Source organism: Acinetobacter sp. YH16056_T (assembly GCF_024605895.1).
In the GTDB taxonomy this organism is placed as follows: Bacteria; Pseudomonadota; Gammaproteobacteria; order Pseudomonadales; family Moraxellaceae; genus Acinetobacter; species Acinetobacter amyesii.
Genome location: NZ_CP094545.1, coordinates 2,627,243 through 2,648,531 on the forward strand (window position 1 = coordinate 2,627,243; position 21,289 = coordinate 2,648,531).

The window sequence follows — 21,289 nt, forward strand, 5'->3', positions numbered from 1 at the left end:
TTTTATCCGATTGAGTAGCTTGTTATGACAGATCATACTTCTCCTGAAAAATCACCATGGGGCTGGAAAGCACTGATTATCTTCTGTATTTTAGGTGCGCTATTCATGGGTATTTTCTGGCTTGCTGTGACCAATGAACCAGACTATATGCCGAGCCAACAGAAAAAAGACAATACTCAACAGCATGCATTTAAAAATGCCCCTGTGATGTCAGAAGAAGCGTTGAAAAAGGCGCAAGCTGATCAAGCAGCTCGTGAAGCATCTGCACCGACTGCAGCAGACATGCATATGACCGAAGAACAACATGCACATATGGATGACATGAGCCCTGAACCTACTGCATCGAATGATCATGGTCACTAAGCTTTGACCCAATCTATGCAAATAAAAAACGCTTAAAATATTAAGCGTTTTTTATTTATAGCTGTCCAATTTTAAGTATTTAAGCCAAAGCCATATACATATCTTGATGCGGAATACCACAATCTAAATATTCATCACCTTCAACAACAAAACCCAACGCTGCATAAAAAGGGATAGCATGCACTTGTGAAGATAGTTTTAAATATTCACGTTGCTCTAATGTCGCTTGTTGAATGATGGCTTGCATCAAGATTTTACCAATCCCCTGACCGCGATGAGCCTTTAAAACAGCAACACGGCCTATACTGTTATTTTTCAACAAACGAGCAGTTGCAATAGCTTTCATCCCATCATGAACAATAAAATGCAGTGAAATCTCATCTTCTGCATCCCATTCATCTTCGGGCGATATCTGCTGTTCTAAAATAAAGACCTGTTCACGTATCGGCCGAGCTGCAGATGCCAGTTGCTCCCACGGACCGAATTGAATATTTAACTGCTGCATCCCGTCATCCTTTAGCATTTACAGCCAATATCTTGCTGGTCCCATTGATCATTTAACAATAATTCCAAGGAATGCTTTTGAATGCCATACATGTCTTTTAAAGCTTGAATCTGTACCAATACCGCTTGATCAGGCTCGACATAGTCTGCACGTTTGGTTGCCAAGATCATTTTATTTTTACTGGTATGCTCAAGTGCCACAAATTCAAAGACTTTGGTTTCATAACCATATGCTTTCAATAAAAGTGCACGAATCGTGTCAGTAAGCATCTCTGCTTGCTGGCCCGCATGAATGCCAAATTGCAACATCGGTGCAAGTACTTGCGGCGCTTTCAATTGCGGACGCAATTCTTTATGACAACACGGCGCACACATGATCATTTGCGCATTTAATGAATGCCGGTATGAATCGCAAAGTCCGTTGCTACATCACAAGCGTGCAGTGCAATCATGACATCTAAGCGCTCAGGCGCATAGGTACGAACATCGCCTTGGAAAAAATCCAGTTGGCTGAAATTCGACTGCTGAGCAACGCTTTGGCAAAATTCCACCATTTTCGGATTTAGCTCAACCCCTGTCACTTTAGGCACTTGCTGGTGTTTTGCTAAATAATCATATAATGCAAAAGTCAGATAGCCTTTACCTGAACCAAAATCCACGACATGTAGAGATTGATCGGTCTCTTTGATCTGGCTTAAAGCGCCTGAAAAAATTTCTACAAATTTATTAATTTGTTTCCATTTACGTGCCATGCTCGGAATAATTTGTGCTTTTGCATCCGTAATACCGAGTGGCTGTAAGAAATAACTGTCTTGATCGACATAACGATGTTTCGCTCGATCATGTCCTTGCTGCTCCGTAGGATTTTTCCCTAAGGCTGCCTGCTTTTTGCTGATGCTTAGCATCGCTTTCTTTTTATTTTTTTTGAGCTGAATTTCTTCATCCAAGGTCATCAGGTTGGCTTGCTTACAACAACTCAATAAACTTTCGACTTGTTGATATGCAGCTGCCATTGGATAGTTTTTGGTGATGTCTTGGGTTCTATAACGATATAAACAACTAAGAAATGACTCACCTTGCAGCGAAATGACTCGCAAGGTCATTTTTTCTAATTGGTCTAATTCACCTTTATACTGACTCAAAATCATGCGATCAAAACGCTGTGTTTCAATGGCTTGCTGAAAGGCTGCTAAAAATTGCTGCTCTTGCGTAGAGGGAGAAGCCAAAGATGACATAATATAAACCTAGATAAATTTGCAAAACAATTTTAAATCTTCTTACACCAAAAGCAAAATTGAATTACTATACATGTGTATATTTAAATTATTATAAAAGATACGTTATGAATGCTCCCCATCTTTTAGCTTATGACCCAGCTGAAGAAAGACTGAATTTCTATACCCATGCTTTCGGTGCGGCTTTGTCTGCCATCGCAGGTATCCTACTGATTTTAAAAGGCTCCTACCTTCCAACTGGACAATGGCTTGCACTTTGGGTGTATGCATTCAGTATGCTGTTATTGTTTTCAGCATCGAGTCTATATCACTTCGCAGAGTCTCCTGAGCGCCGTGGTTGGTACAAAAAACTCGACCATACTGCAATCTATTATTTAATTGCAGGCACTTACACCCCGTTTCTGGCAATCGCACTGCCTACCGCAAAAGCGCATTATTTACTCATTGCACTGTGGGTCATTGCCGCAATTGGGACACTATTCAAATTAATTTTCATTCATCGTTTTCAAAAGATTTCGTTGATTGCCTATTTGGTGATGGGATGGCTTGCAGTACTGGTAATGGATGATATGCAACGCTTTTTATCTGATCAAGCTTTAACCTACCTGATCATTGGCGGGCTATCTTATACAATCGGTGCATTGTTTTATGCCTTAAAAAAGGTAAGATATACACACGCTATCTGGCATATTTTTGTATTGATAGGTGCAGGATCACATTTCCTGTCGATTTATCTCTACGTGATATAACCCACTGACACTGCATTCTTTAGTGACCCTAATTCCGCAGTTCGTAAGTTGGTATTTCGTATTTTTTTAAGAAATTACGCCTTTTTTAAAAAGATTACGCTTTTAAAACTAAGTTCAATTATTTTTAGTAAGTGTAAGGTCCACCATGGCGTCTTCAAGTGCTGCTGCCACTGAACAGCAACCAACAAATTCAAAATTCCGCGTACTTACAGCAAGTCTTGTAGGTACCACAATCGAGTTCTTCGATTTCTACATCTATGCAACTGCGGCTGTAATTATCTTCCCGCATCTGTTCTTCCCTGCAAGTACAGATCCAACAACCGCAACAATTCAATCTTTAGCAACGTTTGCGATTGCCTTTATTGCTCGCCCGATTGGCGCAGCATTCTTTGGCCATTTAGGTGACCGTATCGGTCGTAAAGCCACATTAGTTGCCGCTCTCCTCACCATGGGGATTTCGACAGTATGTATCGGCTTGCTTCCAACCTATGCTCAAATTGGTATCGCTGCTCCGCTCATGCTTGCACTTTGTCGCTTAGGTCAAGGTCTTGGTTTAGGTGGTGAATGGTCAGGTGCCGTGCTACTTGCAACTGAAAATGCGCCAGAAGGCAAACGTGCTTGGTATGGTATGTTCCCTCAATTGGGCGCGCCAATCGGCTTTATTCTTGCAACAGGCTCATTCTTGACCTTAGGTCACTTCATGTCTGAAGCTGAGTTTATGCAATGGGGTTGGCGTATTCCATTCATTGCAAGTGCGCTATTGGTTATTGTCGGTCTGTGGATTCGTCTAAAATTACATGAAACACCTGCGTTCCAAAAAGTTTTGGATAAGCAAAAAGAAGTTAACATTCCATTCAAAGAAGTGATCATCAAGCATTGGGGGATGTTAATTCTCGGTACGATTGCCGCGATTTGTACATTTGTAGTGTTCTACTTAACCACAGTATTCGCTTTACAATGGGGTACAACCCAGCTTGGTTACACACGTGAAGAATTTTTAAAACTTCAACTGGTTGCCACACTTTGTTTCGCTGCCTTCATTCCACTTTCTGCTGTATTTGCTGAAAAATTTGGTCGTAAAACGACTTCGATTGCGGTATGTGTTGTATCTGCATTGTTTGGCTTAGTCTTCTCAAGCATGCTTGAGTCTGGCAGTACTGCGATGGTGTTCTTATTCCTATGTATCGGTCTTGCGATCATGGGTTTAACCTATGGTCCAATTGGTACGGTATTGTCTGAAATCTTCCCAACGTCTGTACGTTACACAGGTTCAGCTTTAACCTTTAACATGGCTGGTATTTTTGGTGCATCTTTCGCGCCATTGATCGCAACTAAACTTGCAACTGGCTATGGTTTATATGCAGTAGGTTACTACCTAACTGCAGCATCAATCCTTTCATTGATCGCGTTCTTAATGATTCGCGAAACCAAAAATGATGATGTGAATAATCAGGTTTAATCTGCACATAATAAAAAAGCCAGCACATATTGCTGGCTTTTTTATGTCTCAAATTGAGTCAATGAACTGATGAATACTCTGTAGTTGACAGCATTTTAAATAATTAAATTCATGCATGCAGCTTAGATCCCACTGAGTAGCAATACACATCTTATGTTGCAAGACACGGTCATTCACTCAACTTCAAACTGCAAATGTCTGATGGCACGGTTCAATTTTATTAACAAAACAAGGTTTGTAGCTCTTCATCAAGAGGAACAGTCACCAAACCGTTTAGCGATAATGAACGGTAGTTTTTGATTAAACCAACTCGATAATATCAATGGTCGGTGGCACAAGAAAACGAAAAGGTACCCCAACCATCCCCGTACCGACAGTGACAAAGACATCTGCATTGTCATGCTGATATAGCCCTTTTTTATGACCTAAAATCGACACTTTTTTCATTACATAATCGGTCAACCATGGCAATTCCACTTGTCCACCATGGGTATGACCCGACAACATCAATGGTCGTCCTGGCAGTTTAGGTACCATATCAACGGTATCTGGATTATGCGACAAAATGATCCAAGGTTTATCTTGTGGCAATTCTGGCAAATAGCGCATATCGGCTTTACCAGCCCATAAGTCCCCAACGCCTAATAAGCGAAACTCATTAAATTCCACCACTTGCCCTTCGATATCCACCACATGATTACTTTCTAATGCATGTTTTAATAACTCTTGAATAGGCGGGCCGGGATATTGCTCATCATGATTACCATTCACCGAATAAATCGGCGCAATAATATTTTTCAGTACAGCCAGTTCTTCAGCCAACTTATTTTCAGGCTCATAAGTCCAATCCCCTGCAACCACGACCAAATCAGGATTTTGTGCATTGATTTTATCGACGATCATTTTTAACTGACGTTCATGACCCGAAAATAAACCAATATGTAAATCACCAATTAAGGCAATGCGTACAGGCTTTAATAATTGTCGTGTTTCATGCAATTGATATTGGCATTTTTTCACCTGAATCATGTGCGGCTCGATAAATCGGGCATAGCACAAAAGCCCCGTAACAGCACCGACAAAAATCGCTTCATGTAGTGAATAATAGCCACTCCAGCCTGCATAAAAGCTAAAGAAGAACAAAGGGATAAGTAAATACGAAAGATAAAATGCCAACAAATGTACGAAGGCTTTAAACGGATGAATCGTTTCCGTGCGTGACTGACTTAACCAAGCTTGGGAAATTGCCCAAACGCCCAGCACAGCCAACCCGATATAAAAATACATCACTACGGAATCTAATTCCCACATACATTTGCTCTACAATTTGCCTAACGAGAAAACTCGGTCACTATATTTATCTTTTCACAGCTGACACTTATACTCAAATCAAATTTTTTAGTATGTCTAACAGTATGAACTCAGCTACACCGAAACAGCAAAATTTGCCCTTCATACACAACCGCACTAAGGCGGTTTTGCTGAGTTGTAGCCTTGTTTTGACTTTATCTGCATGTAGTACCTTGCCTAAACAGCACACTCAACCTGTGGAATATGCCTTTAATACTCCCACTGACGATACTAGCCTTGCGAAAATTGTGCTGCCGCTACGTGAACAAAATCCAAATTTAACTGGTTACCACGTACTTTATGACCCATTAGAAGCCTTAGCGGCTCGAATCGAACTGATCAATAAAGCCGAAAAAAGTTTAGATCTACAATACTATATTTGGGATAACGACAAAATTGGTGCTTTGGCCCTGCATGCCATGATCAAAGCTGCAGATCGTGGGGTGAAAATTCGTTTATTGGTCGATGACAACAATGCAAAAAAGATGGAAGGGATTTATATGGCACTCGACCAGCATGCCAATATTGATGTCAAACTGTATAACCCATACCGCTTCCGACATTTCCGCCCTGTCGATATGGTGCTGGATCTAAAACGCATCAACCGCCGTATGCACAACAAAAGCTTTATTGCAGACAATCAAATCGCATTGATTGGTGGTCGCAATATGAGTAACCAATACTATAACGTCAGTGATAATTATCAATTTTCCGATGTTGACGTCATGCTGGTCGGTGCGGCATCCGATGAAATCATCCATTCTTTTGACGAATATTGGAATGATGATTATGCCTTTCCAGTACGTCAATTGGTCAATCCACACCACTATAGTTTGCGCTTTGACAGTCTCAAACAACAACTCGATGACTATAATCAAGAAGCCACTGTGGTCAATTATTTGGACTTAGCTAACCGTTCACATGCCTTTGATGACTGGCTCAACAATAAAATCCAATTTGATTGGGTCAAAGCCGAAGTGGTCAAAGATTCCCCGAGCAAAATCAAATCTAAGGCTAAAAAAGAAGAGCATCTCAACTTTCAGCTCCTCAACCGTTTAGATAAACCGGAACAAAGTGTCGATATCGTTTCGGCCTACTTTGTCCCAGAAAAAAAAGGGGCTGAACGCCTAAAAAATCTTCGTGCAGATGGCGTAAAAGTCAGAGTCTTGACTAACTCATTCCAGGCCAATGACGTGCCATTGGTTCATGCTTTTTATAGCAAATATCGTCAAGATCTCTTGGAAAACGACGTTCAACTCTATGAATTTCTCTCTAGACCTGATGCAGAAAACCTCAACACCAATACCAAAGAGTTGGCGGAAAAATCTAAAGTTAGTCTAAAAGGTTTAAGCCGTTCAAGCCTACATGCCAAACTGATGGCAATTGATGAAAAACAAGTTTTTATTGGTTCATTTAACTTTGACCCTCGCTCAGCATATTTAAATACTGAAATTGGGGTATTACTGAATAGCCCACGCTTAGCCAAAGCAGTCCACTACACCATGGATGAAAATTTGAGTAAATATGCCTATAAGTTAGTACTCAATGCAGACCAACAGATCAATTGGAAAATTAAGCTGTCAAATGGTCAAACGCGTATTTATCCACGTGAACCGAAAATCAAGTGGTGGCAAAAAGCAGGGGTGAAATTTATCTCTTGGTTGCCGCTCGAAGGCTTTATGTAAGGATTGTGCTGCAAAGGCATCCCCCTTGCAGCATGTATCACTAATTCATTAAGCTTCAACTGGAACTGGCGCTTTAAGAACTTTAGCTTGAAGCTCTGCTAATCCCTGATTCATTTTTTGCTGCACTTCTTGTGTCAGACTGTCAACAGTATGACCTGCCGAATCAATTGCGGGCAATGTCATCAGATGCGCTGTGACTTTCGGCATTTCTAAGACATTTTTGACATGTCGATCAAAGCTAATGTCTCCGACATAGGGCGCAATATTATCGAGTTCACCGTCCTGATTCACATAGCAAATTAAGCAAATTTGGACTGGACGTTCGGCTTCAATTGCCGCACCTAAAATACGACCATGAATTTTTTTAATTTTGCTGCCATCTGAAGTGGTGGCTTCTGGGAAAAAGAGTACCGGCGTATCTTGTTTTAAGAAGCCCGTAATTTGTTCTTTAATTTTAATTGAGTCGCCAGAACCACGCTTAATAAATAAGGTGCCACCGCCTTTCGCCAAATTACCCAGTACCGGCCATTTTTCAATCTCAGCTTTCGCCAAAAAGAAAACACGTGCGCCAGAACCCAAAACTGCCACATCTAACCATGAAATATGATTACTTACCCAAAGGGCTGGTTGACGTGGAATTTCGCCATGCACTTTGACTTCAAGATTAAATACTTTGCATAACTTGCGACAAAAATACTGCACATAGCGGGTATTTTGCGGGTTATTCGGGTCTTTATACAATTGATGACGATAAACCAAATAAAAACCCTGCGTCACGGCAACAGCTGCTGCACCGACTTTTTTACAATACAAATAAAATTTTGAAAACACATTAATTTGCGGTGTATTGACGATTTGAGGTTGATTCATAAACGGTTCACTAAAAGGACACGGTGCCACAATTTGGCGTAAATTTTCATCATCATATACCGAAGACAGTTTTTTTGCATTGATCATAAAAACCGAAGTCGAAGATAATATTTCCCTATTTTAATCGTTTTTAAAAATCAAATATTATTTTTATATCGGTTTTAAAGGTTAAAATTATGAATCATTCATATTCAGACAATCCCCCTATTTCTTCATGGCAAGCGTTAAAAGCCATTGCTGGTTTTTCATTGATATATGTTTGTGTGCTTTTCTTATTGGCGCTGAGCTTTCGAAGCTTTCTCTAATTGAATAGCACGACATACAGAACTTAGCCATTAATCCCTCACTTAGATTAACCCTCGTACTGCATTTTCGCCTAAAATGAATCTTTAAACAGGAGTGTGTGCTGAGTGGAAAATTTAAATCAACATCAAGCGAGCGGTGAACGCGTAATTTTAGTCAGTGTGGCAGTACAAATGCTCGCAGACCTTGATGCCGAAGAATTCCACTTACTTGCTCAATCTGCAGGTGCCAATATTTTGCAACATGTGCATGCTCAGCGTATTAAGCCTGATGCCAAATTATTTATCGGCTCAGGGAAAGCTGAAGAAATTGCAGAAGTGGTTGCAGAGCATGAAGCCGAATTGGTCATTTTTGACCATGCCCTCACCCCTGCCCAAGCACGTAATCTTGAAAGCATCATGCGATGTCGTGTGGTCGATCGCACTGAATTAATTTTAGATATTTTTGCCCAACGCGCACGTACCTATGAAGGTAAATTGCAAGTTGAATTGGCCCAATTACAACATATGGCTTCACGGCTGATTCGTAGTCGTGGCGATCTCGATAGCCAAAAAGGTGGGATCGGCCTACGTGGACCGGGTGAAACGCTGCTGGAAACTGACCGTCGGCTACTCAAGCTCCGTATGGGACAACTCAAAGCGAAACTTGAGAAAGTCCGCCAAACACGTATGCAAGGTCGTGTGGCACGTCAAAAAGCTGCTGTTCCAACCGTGTCATTGGTGGGTTATACCAATGCTGGTAAATCGACCTTATTTAATAATTTAGCAAAAAGTGATGTCTATGCAGCAGACCAACTGTTTGCGACACTTGACCCAACTTTACGCCGTCTACATTGGGATGGTATCGGCAACTTAGTTCTCGCAGATACTGTAGGTTTTGTGCGTAATTTATCGCACTCACTGGTCGAGTCGTTTAAAGCCACCTTAGAAGAAACGTTGGAGGCGACCTTATTGTTACATGTCATTGACTCCAGCAGTCCTGACATGATGGAACAAATCGAGGCTGTCGAAAAAGTACTGAAAGAAATTGGTGTCGATGTTCCGATTCTGCGCGTTTATAACAAAATTGATGTCAGTGGCGAAGATCCTAAAATCATCTATGGCAAGCCACATCAGCCGGAACGTGTCTATGTCTCAGCACATAGTGGTAAAGGTCTACCCTTATTACGCCAAGCGGTTCAAGAATGCTTAATGGGTCAAATTCAAAGCTTTGAAGTCCATCTAAAACCGGCTTATGGTAAATTAAGAACACAACTATATGCGCTCAATGTGATCCAAAATGAAAGTTATGATGAACAAGGCAACTTAATTTTGCATGTCATCATTGCCCCACATAAGTTAGAACAACTGATTAAACAGGCGCATTTACCCATTGATGAAATTTTGGGAACACGTGCGCAACAATTCCAACATCCTCTTGAAGAATTTGAAATTAAAGATTAAATCGGTTAAAACTTGATTTGTATAATTTTAACGAAAGACAAAAATGGACTGGATCAAGCGCATCGACTGGAAAGCCTGGATAGGCACTCTTGCATTAATTATTCTTTTCCGTGAAGGTGCGGTCTGGGTCATGAAGCAATTCAGTCACCCAGAATTAGGTAATCTCGTCGGACTGATTAGCTTGCTGATCGTGCTTTCATTTTGGAGAAAATTCAACAAAATTCCAGCCAGTTTGGTCGATACCAATAATAAAATCATGAAAGAAAGTGCCTTTGCCTTCTTACCCATTAGTGCAGGCTCATTGCTGATGATGATGCATTTAGGTGATGAAATTCCAATGTTTTTGATTGTTCTCTTTGTCAGCACCCTCATACCGCTGTGGGTCTACGCAAAAATGTCTAAGAAATGGCTATAAGGAGAATCAACATGCTTTCAATCATCTCTGGATTCATCATTACCCTGATCGCCTATCTTGTCGCAAAACCCATTAATAAAAAATTACCGCAAATCCCCGTGATTGTGATTGGGATGTTTTTCGTCATTGGTATGCTCTATCTTTTTGGCATTTCCTATGAAAGTTATATGGCACAGGTCAATCCACTGTTCAATAACTTACTCGGCTATGTCACAGTGGCCTTGGCCATTCCTTTAGCAGCAATGCGCTACGATGACTTGCCATTAAAAGCCGTGGGCGGGATTTTAGTCTTTGCCAGTATCAGTGCCGTTGCCCTCCCTATGGGGCTGGCTTATTTATTGCATTTGTCAGATCCAACCATTATGGCTTTTGCTACACGGGCAGTGACCACCCCAATTGCCATCAACATTGCGACGCTGCTGCATTCCCCGATTCCTTTGGTGATTTTGATTGTGATTTTATCAGGGGTGATTGGCGCAGCATTTTCACCCATCATACTCAAAAATATTCATGATGAACGTGCATCAGGACTCGCCTTAGGACTTGCTGCACATGCGATTGGCACAGCTCAAGCTTGGCAGCGCGGCAGCATTGCTGGGCGCTATGCAGCATTTGGCATGGCGGTAAATGCAGTCTTCACAGCAATCTGGTTGCCAACTTTCATACTCTATCTACAAAATATGTGACTGAGCAATCACTTTTAAATGATTGTTTTGTATAAAAAATAAACTTAATATAAATTCAAGGGTACGCCACAACACATTGAACGATGTGCTGTGGATGTTACATTTTTGGTAAAGTCACTTTTGTGCAACATGTCAACTTTCCCGAATAAAATGTAAATATTTATGCTTAGAGTAGTTGCTCTAAGTTCAAATATTACCTAGTATGATCAATAAACCCTCACAAAGTGTATTGATAAAGGATTATTAATATGATCGAAAAAAGTTTGAAATGGGCTGCATTATTCGGTGCCGTAGTCACAAGCTCTGCACTTTATGCTCAAGATCTTACAGGGACTTGGCAACAAATTGACGATAAAACCGGTTCGCCTAAAGCACTGATCGAAATTCGAAAAGATGCCAAAGACACCTATACCGGCAAAATTGTCAAAGTGACGCCACGTCCGGGTTATACACCAAAGGAAAAATGTGTGAATTGCCCTGCACCTTATACCAACCAGCCTATTTTAGGGATGGATGTATTTAAGGGGCTGAAACTTGAAAGGGAAAATACCTACTCTCAAGGGAAAATTATTGATCCTTTGGCAGGCAAAATTTACAGCTTAAAAGGCAAAATTTCTGCCAATGGTAAGCGCTTACATTTACGTGGATATCTGGGGATTTCCGCGATTGGTCGTACACAGACATGGATTCGCGCTGAATAAATTTTAAATTTATTCAGTAAATTGATTTGACATAGGTGAACCACCTACAGGGAATATCTGATGAAAAAATTAAAAGTGAGCCTCTTATTCTTAGCTGCTGTAATGAGTGGTTCAGCTTTTGCTCAAGACCTTTCAGGGACTTGGCAACAAATTGATGATAAAACAGGTTCACAAAAAGCCATTATTGAAATCCGTAAAGAAAGTAATGGCACATTCGTGGGTAAAATCATCAAAGTGACGCCGCGTCCGGGCTATACACCACGCGACACCTGCGTAAACTGCCCTGCACCCTACAAAAACAAGCCAATCTTAGGCCTTGATATCTTAACAGGTTTAAAACATATTGAAGGCACTAATAACTACGACAAAGGCCGTATTATTGACCCTCTTTCAGGCAAAGTTTACGACACAAAAATCCGTTTAAATGCCAGTGGGAAACGCCTAACTTTACGGGGTTATATGGGTGTTTCTGCACTTGGTCGTAGCCAAACTTGGATTCGCCAAGAGTAACCCCAAACAAGTAAAAAAACCGCCGACATGGCGGTTTTTCTTATTCCGAATATCTTCAAATTATTTTTAAATTAAAGTTGACTATTCTCATAAACTTTCTAACATACGTGCTCATAAATCATGCTTCTCGGGGACAAGCGATCATGTTTAAAAAAATATTATTCAGCCTATGTACATTGGGTATGATGAATGTTGCATTTGCAAATGACATTGCTGGCACATGGCAACAAATTGACGATAAAACAGGAGCTGCAAAAGCAATTATTTCGATTCACAAAGAATCAAATAATACCTATACCGGTAAAATTATTAAAATTACACCACGTCCGGGCTATACACCGCAAAAAAACTGTAATAAGTGCCCTGCGCCTTATACCAACCAACCGATTCTCGGCATGGAAATTGTTAAAGGTTTAAAGCAAATTAATAATACGAATAATTATGAAAAAGGTCGTATTATCGACCCTCTTTCTGGCAAAGTTTATGATGCTAAAGTCCGCTTAAACAGCACAGGAAAACGTATTTCGATCCGTGCAAGTATTGGCGTTTCAGTCTTGGGTCGTAACCAAACTTGGATTCGTTTAGACTAATCCACACACCAATAAAAAAGCCGCACGAATGCGGCTTTTTTATTTTTAAATACTTACATTACAGGATTATCGACCGCAAACATGCACTGATCTTCTAAACGATAGGCCATCAACTGATTGCCCCAAACACATCCGCCATCCACATTTTGGATTTTTGCTGAAATGCTTTTTCCTTGTAAAGCAGCCCAATGACCAAAAAGAATTTGATGGGTCTGAGCTGCTTGTGACTCAAACTCAAACCATGGCTTAAAACCCTTCGGCATAGGGTCATCGAGTGAATCTTTAAAACTGAACTCTAATCGACCTTCTGCATCGGTTAAGCGCATGCGGGTCAAATAGTTGGTAATACAGCGTAAGCGCGCATGACCAGACAAATCATCCGACCATAGGTTCGGCTCTTTACCGTACATCACTTGAAGAAACGCATCGACCACATCAAAGTCGTCATGACCAATCACCGCTTCCACTTCCATTGCCAAGTCTGCGGTTTGCTGCGCAGTCCAATTCAAAGGAATACCCGCATGAGTCAAAATGGTTTGCTCATTCGGAAATAGACACAGCGGCTGCTTGCGTAACCAATCAATCAAATCATCACTTTCTAAAGCGTGAATCACATCATCGATATTGTCTTTAGGATTGATATCCTTAATACCGCGAGCGCATGCCAGCAAAGTCAGATCATGATTGCCCAGTACCGTCGCCGCAACTTCACTATCCACTAATTTTTTGATGAACCGCAAAGCGCCTACCGAGTTTTCACCCCGTGCGACGAGATCACCGGCAAACCATATAAAATCTTGGTCTGCATCAAACTTAATCTCTTTCAGTAAAGCTTTTAATGCTTCAAAACAGCCTTGAACATCACCAATGACATAGTTATAGCGAATATTGCGAGTCATAATTATTTAAGCCACCATTTGATCTGCTAATGCGACAAATTCTGCAAGTGTTAGGGTTTCTGGACGCGCCATTGGATCAACCCCTGCATTTTCAAAACCATCTTCAACCAACATGCCTTTTAAGCTGTTACGCAAGGTCTTGCGGCGCTGAGTAAAGACATGTGAAACTAAACGCGCAAGCGCTTTTTCATCTTTCGCCATAATCGGTTTAACGGCATAAGGCTCTAAACGGAATACCGCAGAGGTGACTTTTGGCGGCGGATTAAATGAGCCCGGTGGCACTTCAAATAAAAACGTCGGTTTGCAGAAATATTGAATCATCACCGATAAACGACCATATTCTTTAGTATTCGGTGAAGCGGTAATACGGTCCACGACTTCTTTTTGCAGCATGAAGTGCATGTCTTTGACTTTGTCGCCAAACTCCAAGAGATGAAACAGCAGCGGAGTCGAGATGTTATACGGCAAGTTGCCAACCACGCGCAGAGGACGGCCTTCGGCAAACAGCTCGGTAAAGTCATATTTCAGCGCGTCGGTTTCAACAATGGTCAAGCGCTCAGGATGCGGCACACGGCCCGGCAAACCTGCAGCTAAGTCACGGTCCAGCTCAACCACAGTTAGAGCATCACATTCACCAATTAAAGGCGATGTAAGCGCGGCAAGACCGGGACCAATTTCGACAATATTGTCACCAGTACGCGGATTTACCGAACGTACAATTTTGGCAATAACACGTTGATCATGTAAGAAATTCTGTCCAAACCGCTTACGCGTGTGATGCCCTTCATCTTTTGGGTTTAGGGCATTAATTTGATACATAAAATTCTCCGCATAGGTTTATTACAACGATTACTGACTTGATTCAAATTCACTCAAGCGAGCAAAAATTTCTTCGGACTTGGCCACATTATCCCGAGCCGCGTTAATTACACTGAGCAATGGCTCTCTTTGTTTCAACAAAGCCATTGTTTCAGATTTCATCATTTCTTCAGTTTCAGCCTGAATGGAGAGCAAACTTTCACGCATTTCAGCATTGTTTACGCGCTCTACACCGAGTTCGGGATTACCATTCAGTTGAGCCTTCAAAAAAATATTGAAAGTTTCAAAATCTGCTAAAAAGTCATCTAAATCGTCTGGATGAATAGAATTTACATCAGTTAACTTCAGCAAAGAACTCAACATTCGTCCCGCAATATAGACTTGATTTTTGGCAATCATTGCTTGAATAGCTGAATTGTTTGCTCTAGCCATCATATCAGCCAGAATGTTATATTCAGCTTGAATACCTGGAATGGTTTCACTTACAAGAAGTTGATATTCATATAGCGCACTCAGGCTATTTTGATGCTGTACAAGCAGATCAATATTAGCATTGATTGCCTGTCCATCTTGAAGCATTTTATCAGCTCCATCACGATTCGCATATTTTTTATGCACCGCGGTCAGCGCTTGATTAAATTTTTGCTGATTATGTTTAAAGCCATCCACAGCACCCGGTAATGCAAAACGTATAAATCCTTCCGTCTGTTTTGGAATTTGCAGCGATAATACTTTTAATTCACAAAAATGATGATCTGTAGCGAGCGTTGAACATGCTGACAGCATCAACGCTAACGCAATCCCAAAAAATGGGCGAATGATCGATTTCGCCCTAAGCATCTTGTTATTTTCCTGTTTTATTTTTGATAATTTTTTACTATTATTCATATAAAATTCAAACCTTTATTATTAAGTTTCGTTATTTTTCGCACGTGCTAATTCTAAAGCCAAATCAACCGCCACCTGTAAACTCGAACTTTTAGCAAGACCAGTTCCAGCCAGTGACAGTGCTGTGCCGTGATCCACTGAAGTCCGAATAAACGGTAAGCCCAAAGTGATATTGATGGCTTCGCCAAAGCCCTGCGACTTTAACACAGGCAAGCCCTGATCGTGATACATCGCCAAAACCGCATCGGCATCTTTTAAATTTTCAGGGGTAAATAAGGTATCGGCAGGTAAGCTCAGGCTCATATTCACCCCTTGAGCGCGATAACGCTCTAGCACCGGATTGATCACTTCAATCTCCTCCATGCCCAAATAGCCATCTTCACCCGCATGTGGGTTTAGACCGCAGACTAAAATATGCGGATGATCTTTTTTAAATTTGGTTTTTAAGTCATGAATTAATATATCGATGACTTGATGCAAACGTTCTTGAGTAATGGCATCGGCTACATCACGAAGCGGTAAATGTGTAGTTGCCAATGCGACACGGAGCGTTTTGGTCGCAAGCATCATCACGACACGATCAACGCCTGCAAATTCTTGATAAAACTCCGTATGTCCGCTGAAATGGATACCGGCATCATTAATAATCGACTTTTGCACAGGTGCAGTTGCAACACCAACACTTTTGCCAGACATCGCATAATCTGCAGAACGCCGTAATTGCTCCAACACATAGGCTGCATTGTTCACATCTAACTGACCTGCGATGACAGATTTAGCCACAGGTACATGTTCCACATAAAGCTGACCTAGAGCTGCCGACGCTTCCTGCCCAACATAGTCAATCAGTTCAACTTCGAGCTTTAACTGTTGAGCACGCTTGATCAGCAAATCTTTATCAATAAGAACCACAATTGGCCTTTCATCTATTCGATTGGCTAAGCTCAAACAAATATCAGGTCCGATACCTGCGGGTTCACCGCTCGTGATATATAAAGGCAGCATGGGTCTATCCTGTGTGTGCAATAACATTATTATACTGTGTGATGCACATGACAGACCTAATTTTATTGACTAAAAATACCTGACAAAACTCAAAAATAAGCGCGTTGTACGACATTGTATGGAATGAAATCGAAAGCAAAACCTAAAATGTCAATGATCCAAATCAATGCAAATAAGAATCATAATGCCGCGCTGAACGACTGACACATGCTGCGGGTACTTCGTTATCAACCAAAAAGACATAACGCTCACAAGCAATAATCCAATCAACAGATAAACCAATAAATAACTAAGGAAAAATAAAGTGAGCATCATCAACAAAACGATGATCGCACCATCCGCCCCATGCAAATATACCAAATACAAAAAAGTTGGGCTTAAAATCAAGGTGCTACATAAGCCCATTAAATACCACCAATGTCGCAAAATAAGGGTTCAGATGTGTTTTTTAACAGATTAGAATTCGACATGATTTACTTTCATCCGCTTTTTTTATAATTTCTGGATTATCTACTGTTTATTGCTGAAGAAATATACTACAATACAGCGCTTGAAATTTTATATTTTCATTTGTGATTCTTCACGTATTCGTATAGAATCGCGTCTCCTTTTGTTTGGACAGCTTCCATAGTCCAAACCAACTATAATAGGTAGTGGTTTAATGAAAACTCTCAGCGCTAAGCCAGCTGAAGTTCAACACGACTGGTACGTTGTTGATGCTTCTGGCAAAACTTTAGGTCGCCTTGCGACTGAAATCGCTCGTCGTTTACGCGGTAAGCACAAAACTTCTTATACTCCTCACGTTGACACTGGTGACTACATCGTTGTTATCAATGCTGAGCAAGTTCAAGTGACTGGTAAAAAATCACTTGATAAGAAATATTATCGCCACACTGGTTTCCCTGGTGGTATTCGTGAAACTAATTTCGAAAAATTAGTTGCTCACAAACCAGAAGAAATCTTCGAACGTGCTGTAAAAGGCATGTTGCCAAAAGGTCCTCTTGGTTATGCAATGATCAAGAAAATGAAAGTGTACGCTGGTACTGAGCATCCACATACTGCTCAACAGCCACAAGTTTTGGACATCTAAGGGATACAGCACATGGCTACTAACTATGGTACAGGTCGCCGTAAGACCGCAACTGCACGTGTTTTCCTATCAGCTGGTACTGGTAAACTCGTAATCAACAACCGTTCTTTAGAACAATATTTCGGTCGTGAAACTGCTCGTATGGTTGTTAACCAACCACTTGAGCTTTTAGAAGCTACTGAGAAATATGACCTTTACATCACTGTTGCTGGTGGTGGTATCGGTGGTCAAGCAGGCGCTATCCGTCACGGTATTACTCGTGCATTGATCGCTTCTGACGAAACTCTTAAACCTGCTCTTCGTCAAGCTGGTTTCGTTACTCGTGATGCTCGTGAAGTTGAACGTAAGAAACTTGGTTTACGTAAAGCTCGTAAACGTCCTCAATTCTCTAAACGTTAATTCGTTTACCGAATCGGACAAAAAACCTTGGCTTATGCCAAGGTTTTTTTATGTCTTAATTTTTATGAAGATGATGCAAATAGAACAATGATCCGATAAACAAAGAGACTCAAACTCGCAATTAAGCATATAACCGACAGTGTTAGTGTAATTGTACAGATGGTCATTTTGCTTTTTTGTTCTGGGCTATCATCCTCTGCTCCATAATCAGAGGCATAACCTCCAGCGAGTGCCGTATAAAAGCCAATGCCCATAAAAATAACAGCAGCGAAAAATAATATTTTTTGTACAAGTGCAATGGTCATCATGCGGTGATGATCAGGTAAATGAATGACATGAAAATCTATCAGATAATATCAAATAAAACAAAACTGTAATTTTCGCTGTAGCGGCATTGATATTGCTAAAGTCTCCGTGATTTTACTGTCTAATTTTAGTATCCTATCTTATTCATTTCTCATCGTCTCGGATTATGTCAGTCGAAAATGCACCTCTCCAAGGGATTACGCTTTACAGTCATGCGGATGACTTTCGCTCACACTGGATACGCTATGTACTTGCAGAGAAGCAAATCAAACATAATTTAATTATTGCTGATGATGAAGACGAAGATCTTGCGAGTTTAAATCCCTACAATCAACTTCCGATGATGATTGAAAATGGCCTAAAACTCTATAACAGCAGTATTATTGCCGAATATCTGGATGACCGTTATCGTCAAAATAAACTGTATGCAGATGCACCTATGCCTCGTGCAGAGCAACGTCAATATGTATGGCGCTTCGAACAAGATTGGTTAAGACTGGCTGATATTATGCTTCGCCATCCCGATACCCTCGATGAAAAAGCCAAGCAAAACGCACAAAAACAATTACGTGATACACTCATTTCACTAACCCCCTTGTTTCAGCATTATCCTTATTTTATGTCTGAACAATTTAGCATGTTAGACTGTATGCTCGCGCCTATATTTCTGCGCCTAAAAGCCATGGGTATTGAGCTTCCCAAACAGCAATGCCGCCCTATATTTCTCTATTGCCAACGCATCTTTAGCCGTCCAGCATTTATCAAATCAATGACATTGCAGGAAAAAAATCGCTATAGCGAGCTTTTAGTAAAAAATTAATTTTCCATAAATATTCGAGTAAGCATTATGTCTGAACAGGAACTACAATTCACTCCAACACGTCCATACTTAACACGGGCACTTTATGAATGGATTTGTGAAAACCAACTTACCCCCTACCTACTTGTCGATGCGACACAGAATGGTACGATGGTGCCAGTTCAATATATTCAAGATGGCCAAATTGTCCTGAATATCGCACCTCATGCAACGCATGCGCTACACATGAGTAATGAGACGATTACTTTCTCTGCACGCTTTGGTGGCGTTTCGCAAAACCTCTATATCCCCTTTTCTGCTGTTCTAGGCATCTATGCACGTGAAAATGGTCAAGGAATGTTCTTCGATCCTCAAGAATATGAAGGTATTCAGAATGATCAAAATGCTTTAAAATCAAACGACCAAGAACAACAAGAGCAACCGAAGAAAAAACCGGGTTTAAGGTTGCTCGATTAAAGAATAAGGAAGCGAATAATGGCTTTTGATTTAGTACAATATTTTGTCGAACAAATAGAATCTCAAAAGCCTACGCTTTTAAGTCATTTAAATCGTGAAGAAAAACGACAACATTTACGTGAAATTAATGCTTTAACCTTAGGTGAATTGATTCATCAGCTCCGCAATAATGCTCAAAAGGTTTATCAAGAAATTACTCATCCTGATGAACTCTATATTCAAGAAGTTTCACGCCATCTGACCACCAATCCATCGAATGCATCAATATTAGAGCGCTCTGAACTTGAACACCTAACAACTGAAATTTTTCATTTACAATTAAATGAATTAAAGCAACTTCATGATACCGGCTCACACTCACCACAAAGCATTCAAGAATTACTCAACGGCCAAATTGAACACCTTTCTGGTCAAGCGGATGATTGGGTTTGGTCAACAAACAACCTAACAGAGCTCCTTGGTTCTAAACCAAATCTGCAAGAAGAGATATCATTAGAAGCATCAATGAAGGAGTTCAATCAAATGGTTAATCAACAACATACACAAGAAGACGTAACAACTGAAGTACAAGTACCGACTTGGTCAAAAATTGTAGAGCCAGTAGTTGCAGTGGTGATTCTATGGATTTTGGCATCTGCAGCATGTAATATTTTTGCTTAATTGACTTCATTTCTCTAAATCTATGACCTGCTTTTTAAGCAGGTTTTTTTTAATCGAATATTTAGGATATTGATATTTTAAATATAAAATTTACCCGATAAAGGTAGCCAAATAATGATCCCAGGCAGTATCGTGGACAACCTATCCCTCTAAATTCTTAAAATATTTCTGCTCAAAGGCTTCTGGGCTTAACCAACCATTTGCAGAGTGCCTTCTCACTCGATTGTAGTAAATCTCAATATAGTCAAACAAGACAACATTGGCTTCTTTTCGGGTCAAAAATACACTGCCATGTACCACATGACCTTTAAATGTGTGAAAGAAGCTTTCTGTTACTGCATTATCCCATGAGCAATATACTGCGCAAGGCCTCGTCTAGACATGCTTTGGATGCAGTTGTTCATCAATAATAGCGCTCTAAAATCACGACTACAGTGCTGTGAGCCTTGGTCAGAATGGACCATGATATTCGTTGGATACCCGCCCACAATTCAAATTATGCAGTCATTGGCTTATGTTAGCTTGGATGATTTCAGAAGAACGAACCATTCATGAAATTTTAAATAAACCCTTTTATCATCCAACTTTAGAAGAAGGGTTAAGAACTGCATTAAAGCATGCACGACGTCAGTTAAAATAATTTTATCGTTTTAGGTCGATTTATAGCGTTGGATTTCCAACGCTTTATTTTCGCCCCCTTTTATCTTTTTTCCACGCATAAAAAAACACCCCCTGAGATATCAGGGGGTGTTTCGAATAATGAGCTGGCGATGACTTACTCTCACATGGGTAACCCCACACTACCATCAGCGCTAAGAGGTTTCACTTCTGAGTTCGGGAAGGGATCAGGTGGTTCACTCTTGCTATTGTCGCCAGCACAACTGTTATGGATACTTGCTTAGTCTAATCTCAGAGCAGTGCTCTTCGTGCTAAGTTTTCTACCAAATGAGTTATTAACAGGTATATTTGAGTTGATTTTAACATAAAGCATAGCTTTATGTCTTGCGCTCGAACAAACATAATTAATGTTTGTTTATTCCTCGCTCATGTATCTAGCTTTTCAACTAAATCAAGTTTGATTGATT

The 21,289-nt window shown here is 40.6% G+C and carries 23 protein-coding genes, 1 rRNA gene and 3 pseudogenes; 16 read left to right on the forward strand and 11 right to left on the reverse strand.

Annotated elements, in window-relative coordinates:
- Nucleotides 1-24: 24 nt before the first annotated feature.
- Complete coding sequence (locus MST17_RS12820; protein WP_078190097.1) at nt 25-363, forward strand: hypothetical protein; 339 nt, start codon at nt 25-27, stop codon at nt 361-363.
- Between the two features lie 79 nt (nt 364-442).
- On the opposite strand, the gene MST17_RS12825 is transcribed toward MST17_RS12820, so the two are convergent.
- Together MST17_RS12825 and MST17_RS12830 are read right to left on the reverse strand one after the other, a co-directional pair.
- Nucleotides 443-868 (reverse strand): GNAT family N-acetyltransferase, encoded by a 426-nt coding sequence (locus MST17_RS12825; RefSeq protein WP_257222638.1) that lies wholly within the window; start codon nt 866-868, stop codon nt 443-445.
- Nucleotides 869-879: 11 nt separating this feature from the next.
- A pseudogene (locus MST17_RS12830) lies at nt 880-2,102 on the reverse strand (SAM-dependent methyltransferase).
- Nucleotides 2,103-2,209: 107 nt separating this feature from the next.
- Here MST17_RS12830 and MST17_RS12835 point away from each other — a divergent pair.
- Nucleotides 2,210-2,851: a hemolysin III family protein gene (locus tag MST17_RS12835; protein WP_180011623.1), complete on the forward strand. Its 642-nt coding sequence runs from the start codon at nt 2,210-2,212 to the stop codon at nt 2,849-2,851.
- 145 nt (nt 2,852-2,996) lie between these two features.
- Nucleotides 2,997-4,310, forward strand: a complete 1,314-nt coding sequence (locus MST17_RS12840) for an MFS transporter (RefSeq protein ID WP_180026703.1) — start codon at nt 2,997-2,999, stop codon at nt 4,308-4,310.
- A 300-nt stretch (nt 4,311-4,610) separates the two neighbouring features.
- On the opposite strand, the gene MST17_RS12845 is transcribed toward MST17_RS12840, so the two are convergent.
- A complete protein-coding gene (locus tag MST17_RS12845) occupies nt 4,611-5,621 on the reverse strand; it encodes a metallophosphoesterase (RefSeq protein ID WP_180026702.1) in 1,011 nt (336 codons plus the stop codon).
- Between the two features lie 104 nt (nt 5,622-5,725).
- On the opposite strand from MST17_RS12845, the gene MST17_RS12850 reads away from it, so the two are divergent.
- A complete protein-coding gene (locus MST17_RS12850; RefSeq protein ID WP_257224016.1) occupies nt 5,726-7,345 on the forward strand; it encodes a phospholipase D family protein in 1,620 nt (539 codons plus the stop codon).
- Nucleotides 7,346-7,393: 48 nt separating this feature from the next.
- Here the strand turns inward: MST17_RS12850 and MST17_RS12855 are convergent, their stop codons facing one another.
- A complete protein-coding gene (locus MST17_RS12855) occupies nt 7,394-8,215 on the reverse strand; it encodes a 1-acyl-sn-glycerol-3-phosphate acyltransferase (RefSeq protein WP_180026730.1) in 822 nt (273 codons plus the stop codon).
- 476 nt (nt 8,216-8,691) lie between these two features.
- Here MST17_RS12855 and hflX point away from each other — a divergent pair, with 476 nt between their 5' ends.
- The 6 genes from hflX (at nt 8,692) to MST17_RS12885 (ending at nt 12,862) form a co-directional block, all read left to right on the forward strand.
- Nucleotides 8,692-9,960, forward strand: a complete 1,269-nt coding sequence (hflX, locus tag MST17_RS12860; RefSeq protein ID WP_218949191.1) for a ribosome rescue GTPase HflX — start codon at nt 8,692-8,694, stop codon at nt 9,958-9,960.
- Nucleotides 9,961-10,003: 43 nt separating this feature from the next.
- The gene (locus tag MST17_RS12865; protein WP_168379556.1) at nt 10,004-10,375 is read left to right on the forward strand and encodes a hypothetical protein; all 372 of its coding nucleotides are present in this window, start codon (nt 10,004-10,006) and stop codon (nt 10,373-10,375) included.
- Between the two features lie 11 nt (nt 10,376-10,386).
- Entirely contained in the window at nt 10,387-11,061 is a 675-nt protein-coding gene (locus MST17_RS12870) for an LrgB family protein (RefSeq protein WP_078190106.1), read from the forward strand.
- 248 nt (nt 11,062-11,309) lie between these two features.
- The gene (locus MST17_RS12875) at nt 11,310-11,762 is read left to right on the forward strand and encodes a DUF2147 domain-containing protein (RefSeq protein WP_168379557.1); all 453 of its coding nucleotides are present in this window, start codon (nt 11,310-11,312) and stop codon (nt 11,760-11,762) included.
- A gap of 60 nt (nt 11,763-11,822) precedes the next feature.
- Nucleotides 11,823-12,272 carry a DUF2147 domain-containing protein gene (locus tag MST17_RS12880; RefSeq protein ID WP_168379558.1) on the forward strand — a complete coding sequence of 150 codons (450 nt, stop codon included), beginning with the start codon at nt 11,823-11,825 and terminating at the stop codon, nt 12,270-12,272.
- 143 nt (nt 12,273-12,415) lie between these two features.
- Complete coding sequence (locus tag MST17_RS12885; protein ID WP_180005129.1) at nt 12,416-12,862, forward strand: DUF2147 domain-containing protein; 447 nt, start codon at nt 12,416-12,418, stop codon at nt 12,860-12,862.
- 53 nt (nt 12,863-12,915) lie between these two features.
- Here MST17_RS12885 and MST17_RS12890 read toward each other — a convergent pair whose 3' ends face one another.
- Genes MST17_RS12890 through pdxA form a run of 4 tightly spaced genes read right to left on the reverse strand, consistent with a single transcriptional unit; the run spans nt 12,916 to nt 16,473 of the window.
- Nucleotides 12,916-13,761, reverse strand: coding sequence for a symmetrical bis(5'-nucleosyl)-tetraphosphatase (locus MST17_RS12890; protein ID WP_180026699.1), 846 nt, complete (start codon nt 13,759-13,761; stop codon nt 12,916-12,918).
- Nucleotides 13,762-13,767: 6 nt separating this feature from the next.
- Nucleotides 13,768-14,580, reverse strand: a complete 813-nt coding sequence (gene rsmA, locus MST17_RS12895; RefSeq protein ID WP_180011634.1) for a 16S rRNA (adenine(1518)-N(6)/adenine(1519)-N(6))-dimethyltransferase RsmA — start codon at nt 14,578-14,580, stop codon at nt 13,768-13,770.
- A 30-nt stretch (nt 14,581-14,610) separates the two neighbouring features.
- Nucleotides 14,611-15,468 carry a pilus assembly protein PilJ gene (locus MST17_RS12900; protein WP_180050329.1) on the reverse strand — a complete coding sequence of 286 codons (858 nt, stop codon included), beginning with the start codon at nt 15,466-15,468 and terminating at the stop codon, nt 14,611-14,613.
- Between the two features lie 21 nt (nt 15,469-15,489).
- On the reverse strand, nt 15,490-16,473 hold the full coding sequence (gene pdxA, locus MST17_RS12905; RefSeq protein WP_180011638.1) for a 4-hydroxythreonine-4-phosphate dehydrogenase PdxA: 984 nt from the start codon (nt 16,471-16,473) through the stop codon (nt 15,490-15,492).
- A gap of 661 nt (nt 16,474-17,134) precedes the next feature.
- On the opposite strand from pdxA, the gene rplM reads away from it, so the two are divergent.
- Nucleotides 17,135-17,563, forward strand: coding sequence for a 50S ribosomal protein L13 (gene rplM / locus MST17_RS12910; protein WP_004722943.1), 429 nt, complete (start codon nt 17,135-17,137; stop codon nt 17,561-17,563).
- Nucleotides 17,564-17,575: 12 nt separating this feature from the next.
- Nucleotides 17,576-17,962: a 30S ribosomal protein S9 gene (gene rpsI, locus MST17_RS12915; protein WP_078190115.1), complete on the forward strand. Its 387-nt coding sequence runs from the start codon at nt 17,576-17,578 to the stop codon at nt 17,960-17,962.
- Between the two features lie 62 nt (nt 17,963-18,024).
- On the opposite strand, the gene MST17_RS12920 is transcribed toward rpsI, so the two are convergent.
- Complete coding sequence (locus MST17_RS12920) at nt 18,025-18,270, reverse strand: hypothetical protein (protein WP_180011640.1); 246 nt, start codon at nt 18,268-18,270, stop codon at nt 18,025-18,027.
- Nucleotides 18,271-18,434: 164 nt separating this feature from the next.
- Between MST17_RS12920 and MST17_RS12925 the strand changes: the two genes are divergently transcribed.
- The 3 genes from MST17_RS12925 to MST17_RS12935 are packed head-to-tail and all read left to right on the forward strand — an operon-like array spanning nt 18,435 to nt 20,204.
- Entirely contained in the window at nt 18,435-19,088 is a 654-nt protein-coding gene (locus tag MST17_RS12925) for a glutathione S-transferase N-terminal domain-containing protein (RefSeq protein WP_180026697.1), read from the forward strand.
- A gap of 27 nt (nt 19,089-19,115) precedes the next feature.
- Entirely contained in the window at nt 19,116-19,544 is a 429-nt protein-coding gene (locus tag MST17_RS12930) for a ClpXP protease specificity-enhancing factor (RefSeq protein ID WP_180005136.1), read from the forward strand.
- Between the two features lie 18 nt (nt 19,545-19,562).
- Entirely contained in the window at nt 19,563-20,204 is a 642-nt protein-coding gene (locus tag MST17_RS12935) for a hypothetical protein (RefSeq protein WP_180005137.1), read from the forward strand.
- Nucleotides 20,205-20,345: 141 nt separating this feature from the next.
- Here MST17_RS12935 and MST17_RS12940 read toward each other — a convergent pair.
- A pseudogene (locus MST17_RS12940) lies at nt 20,346-20,686 on the reverse strand (IS3 family transposase); the annotation flags it as partial.
- Between the two features lie 32 nt (nt 20,687-20,718).
- Between MST17_RS12940 and MST17_RS12945 the strand changes: the two are divergent.
- Nucleotides 20,719-20,844 (forward strand): annotated as a pseudogene (locus tag MST17_RS12945) (hypothetical protein); the annotation flags it as partial.
- A gap of 122 nt (nt 20,845-20,966) precedes the next feature.
- On the opposite strand, the gene rrf reads toward MST17_RS12945, so the two are convergent.
- Nucleotides 20,967-21,081, reverse strand: a 5S ribosomal RNA gene (gene rrf, locus MST17_RS12950).
- Nucleotides 21,082-21,289: the final 208 nt, after the last annotated feature.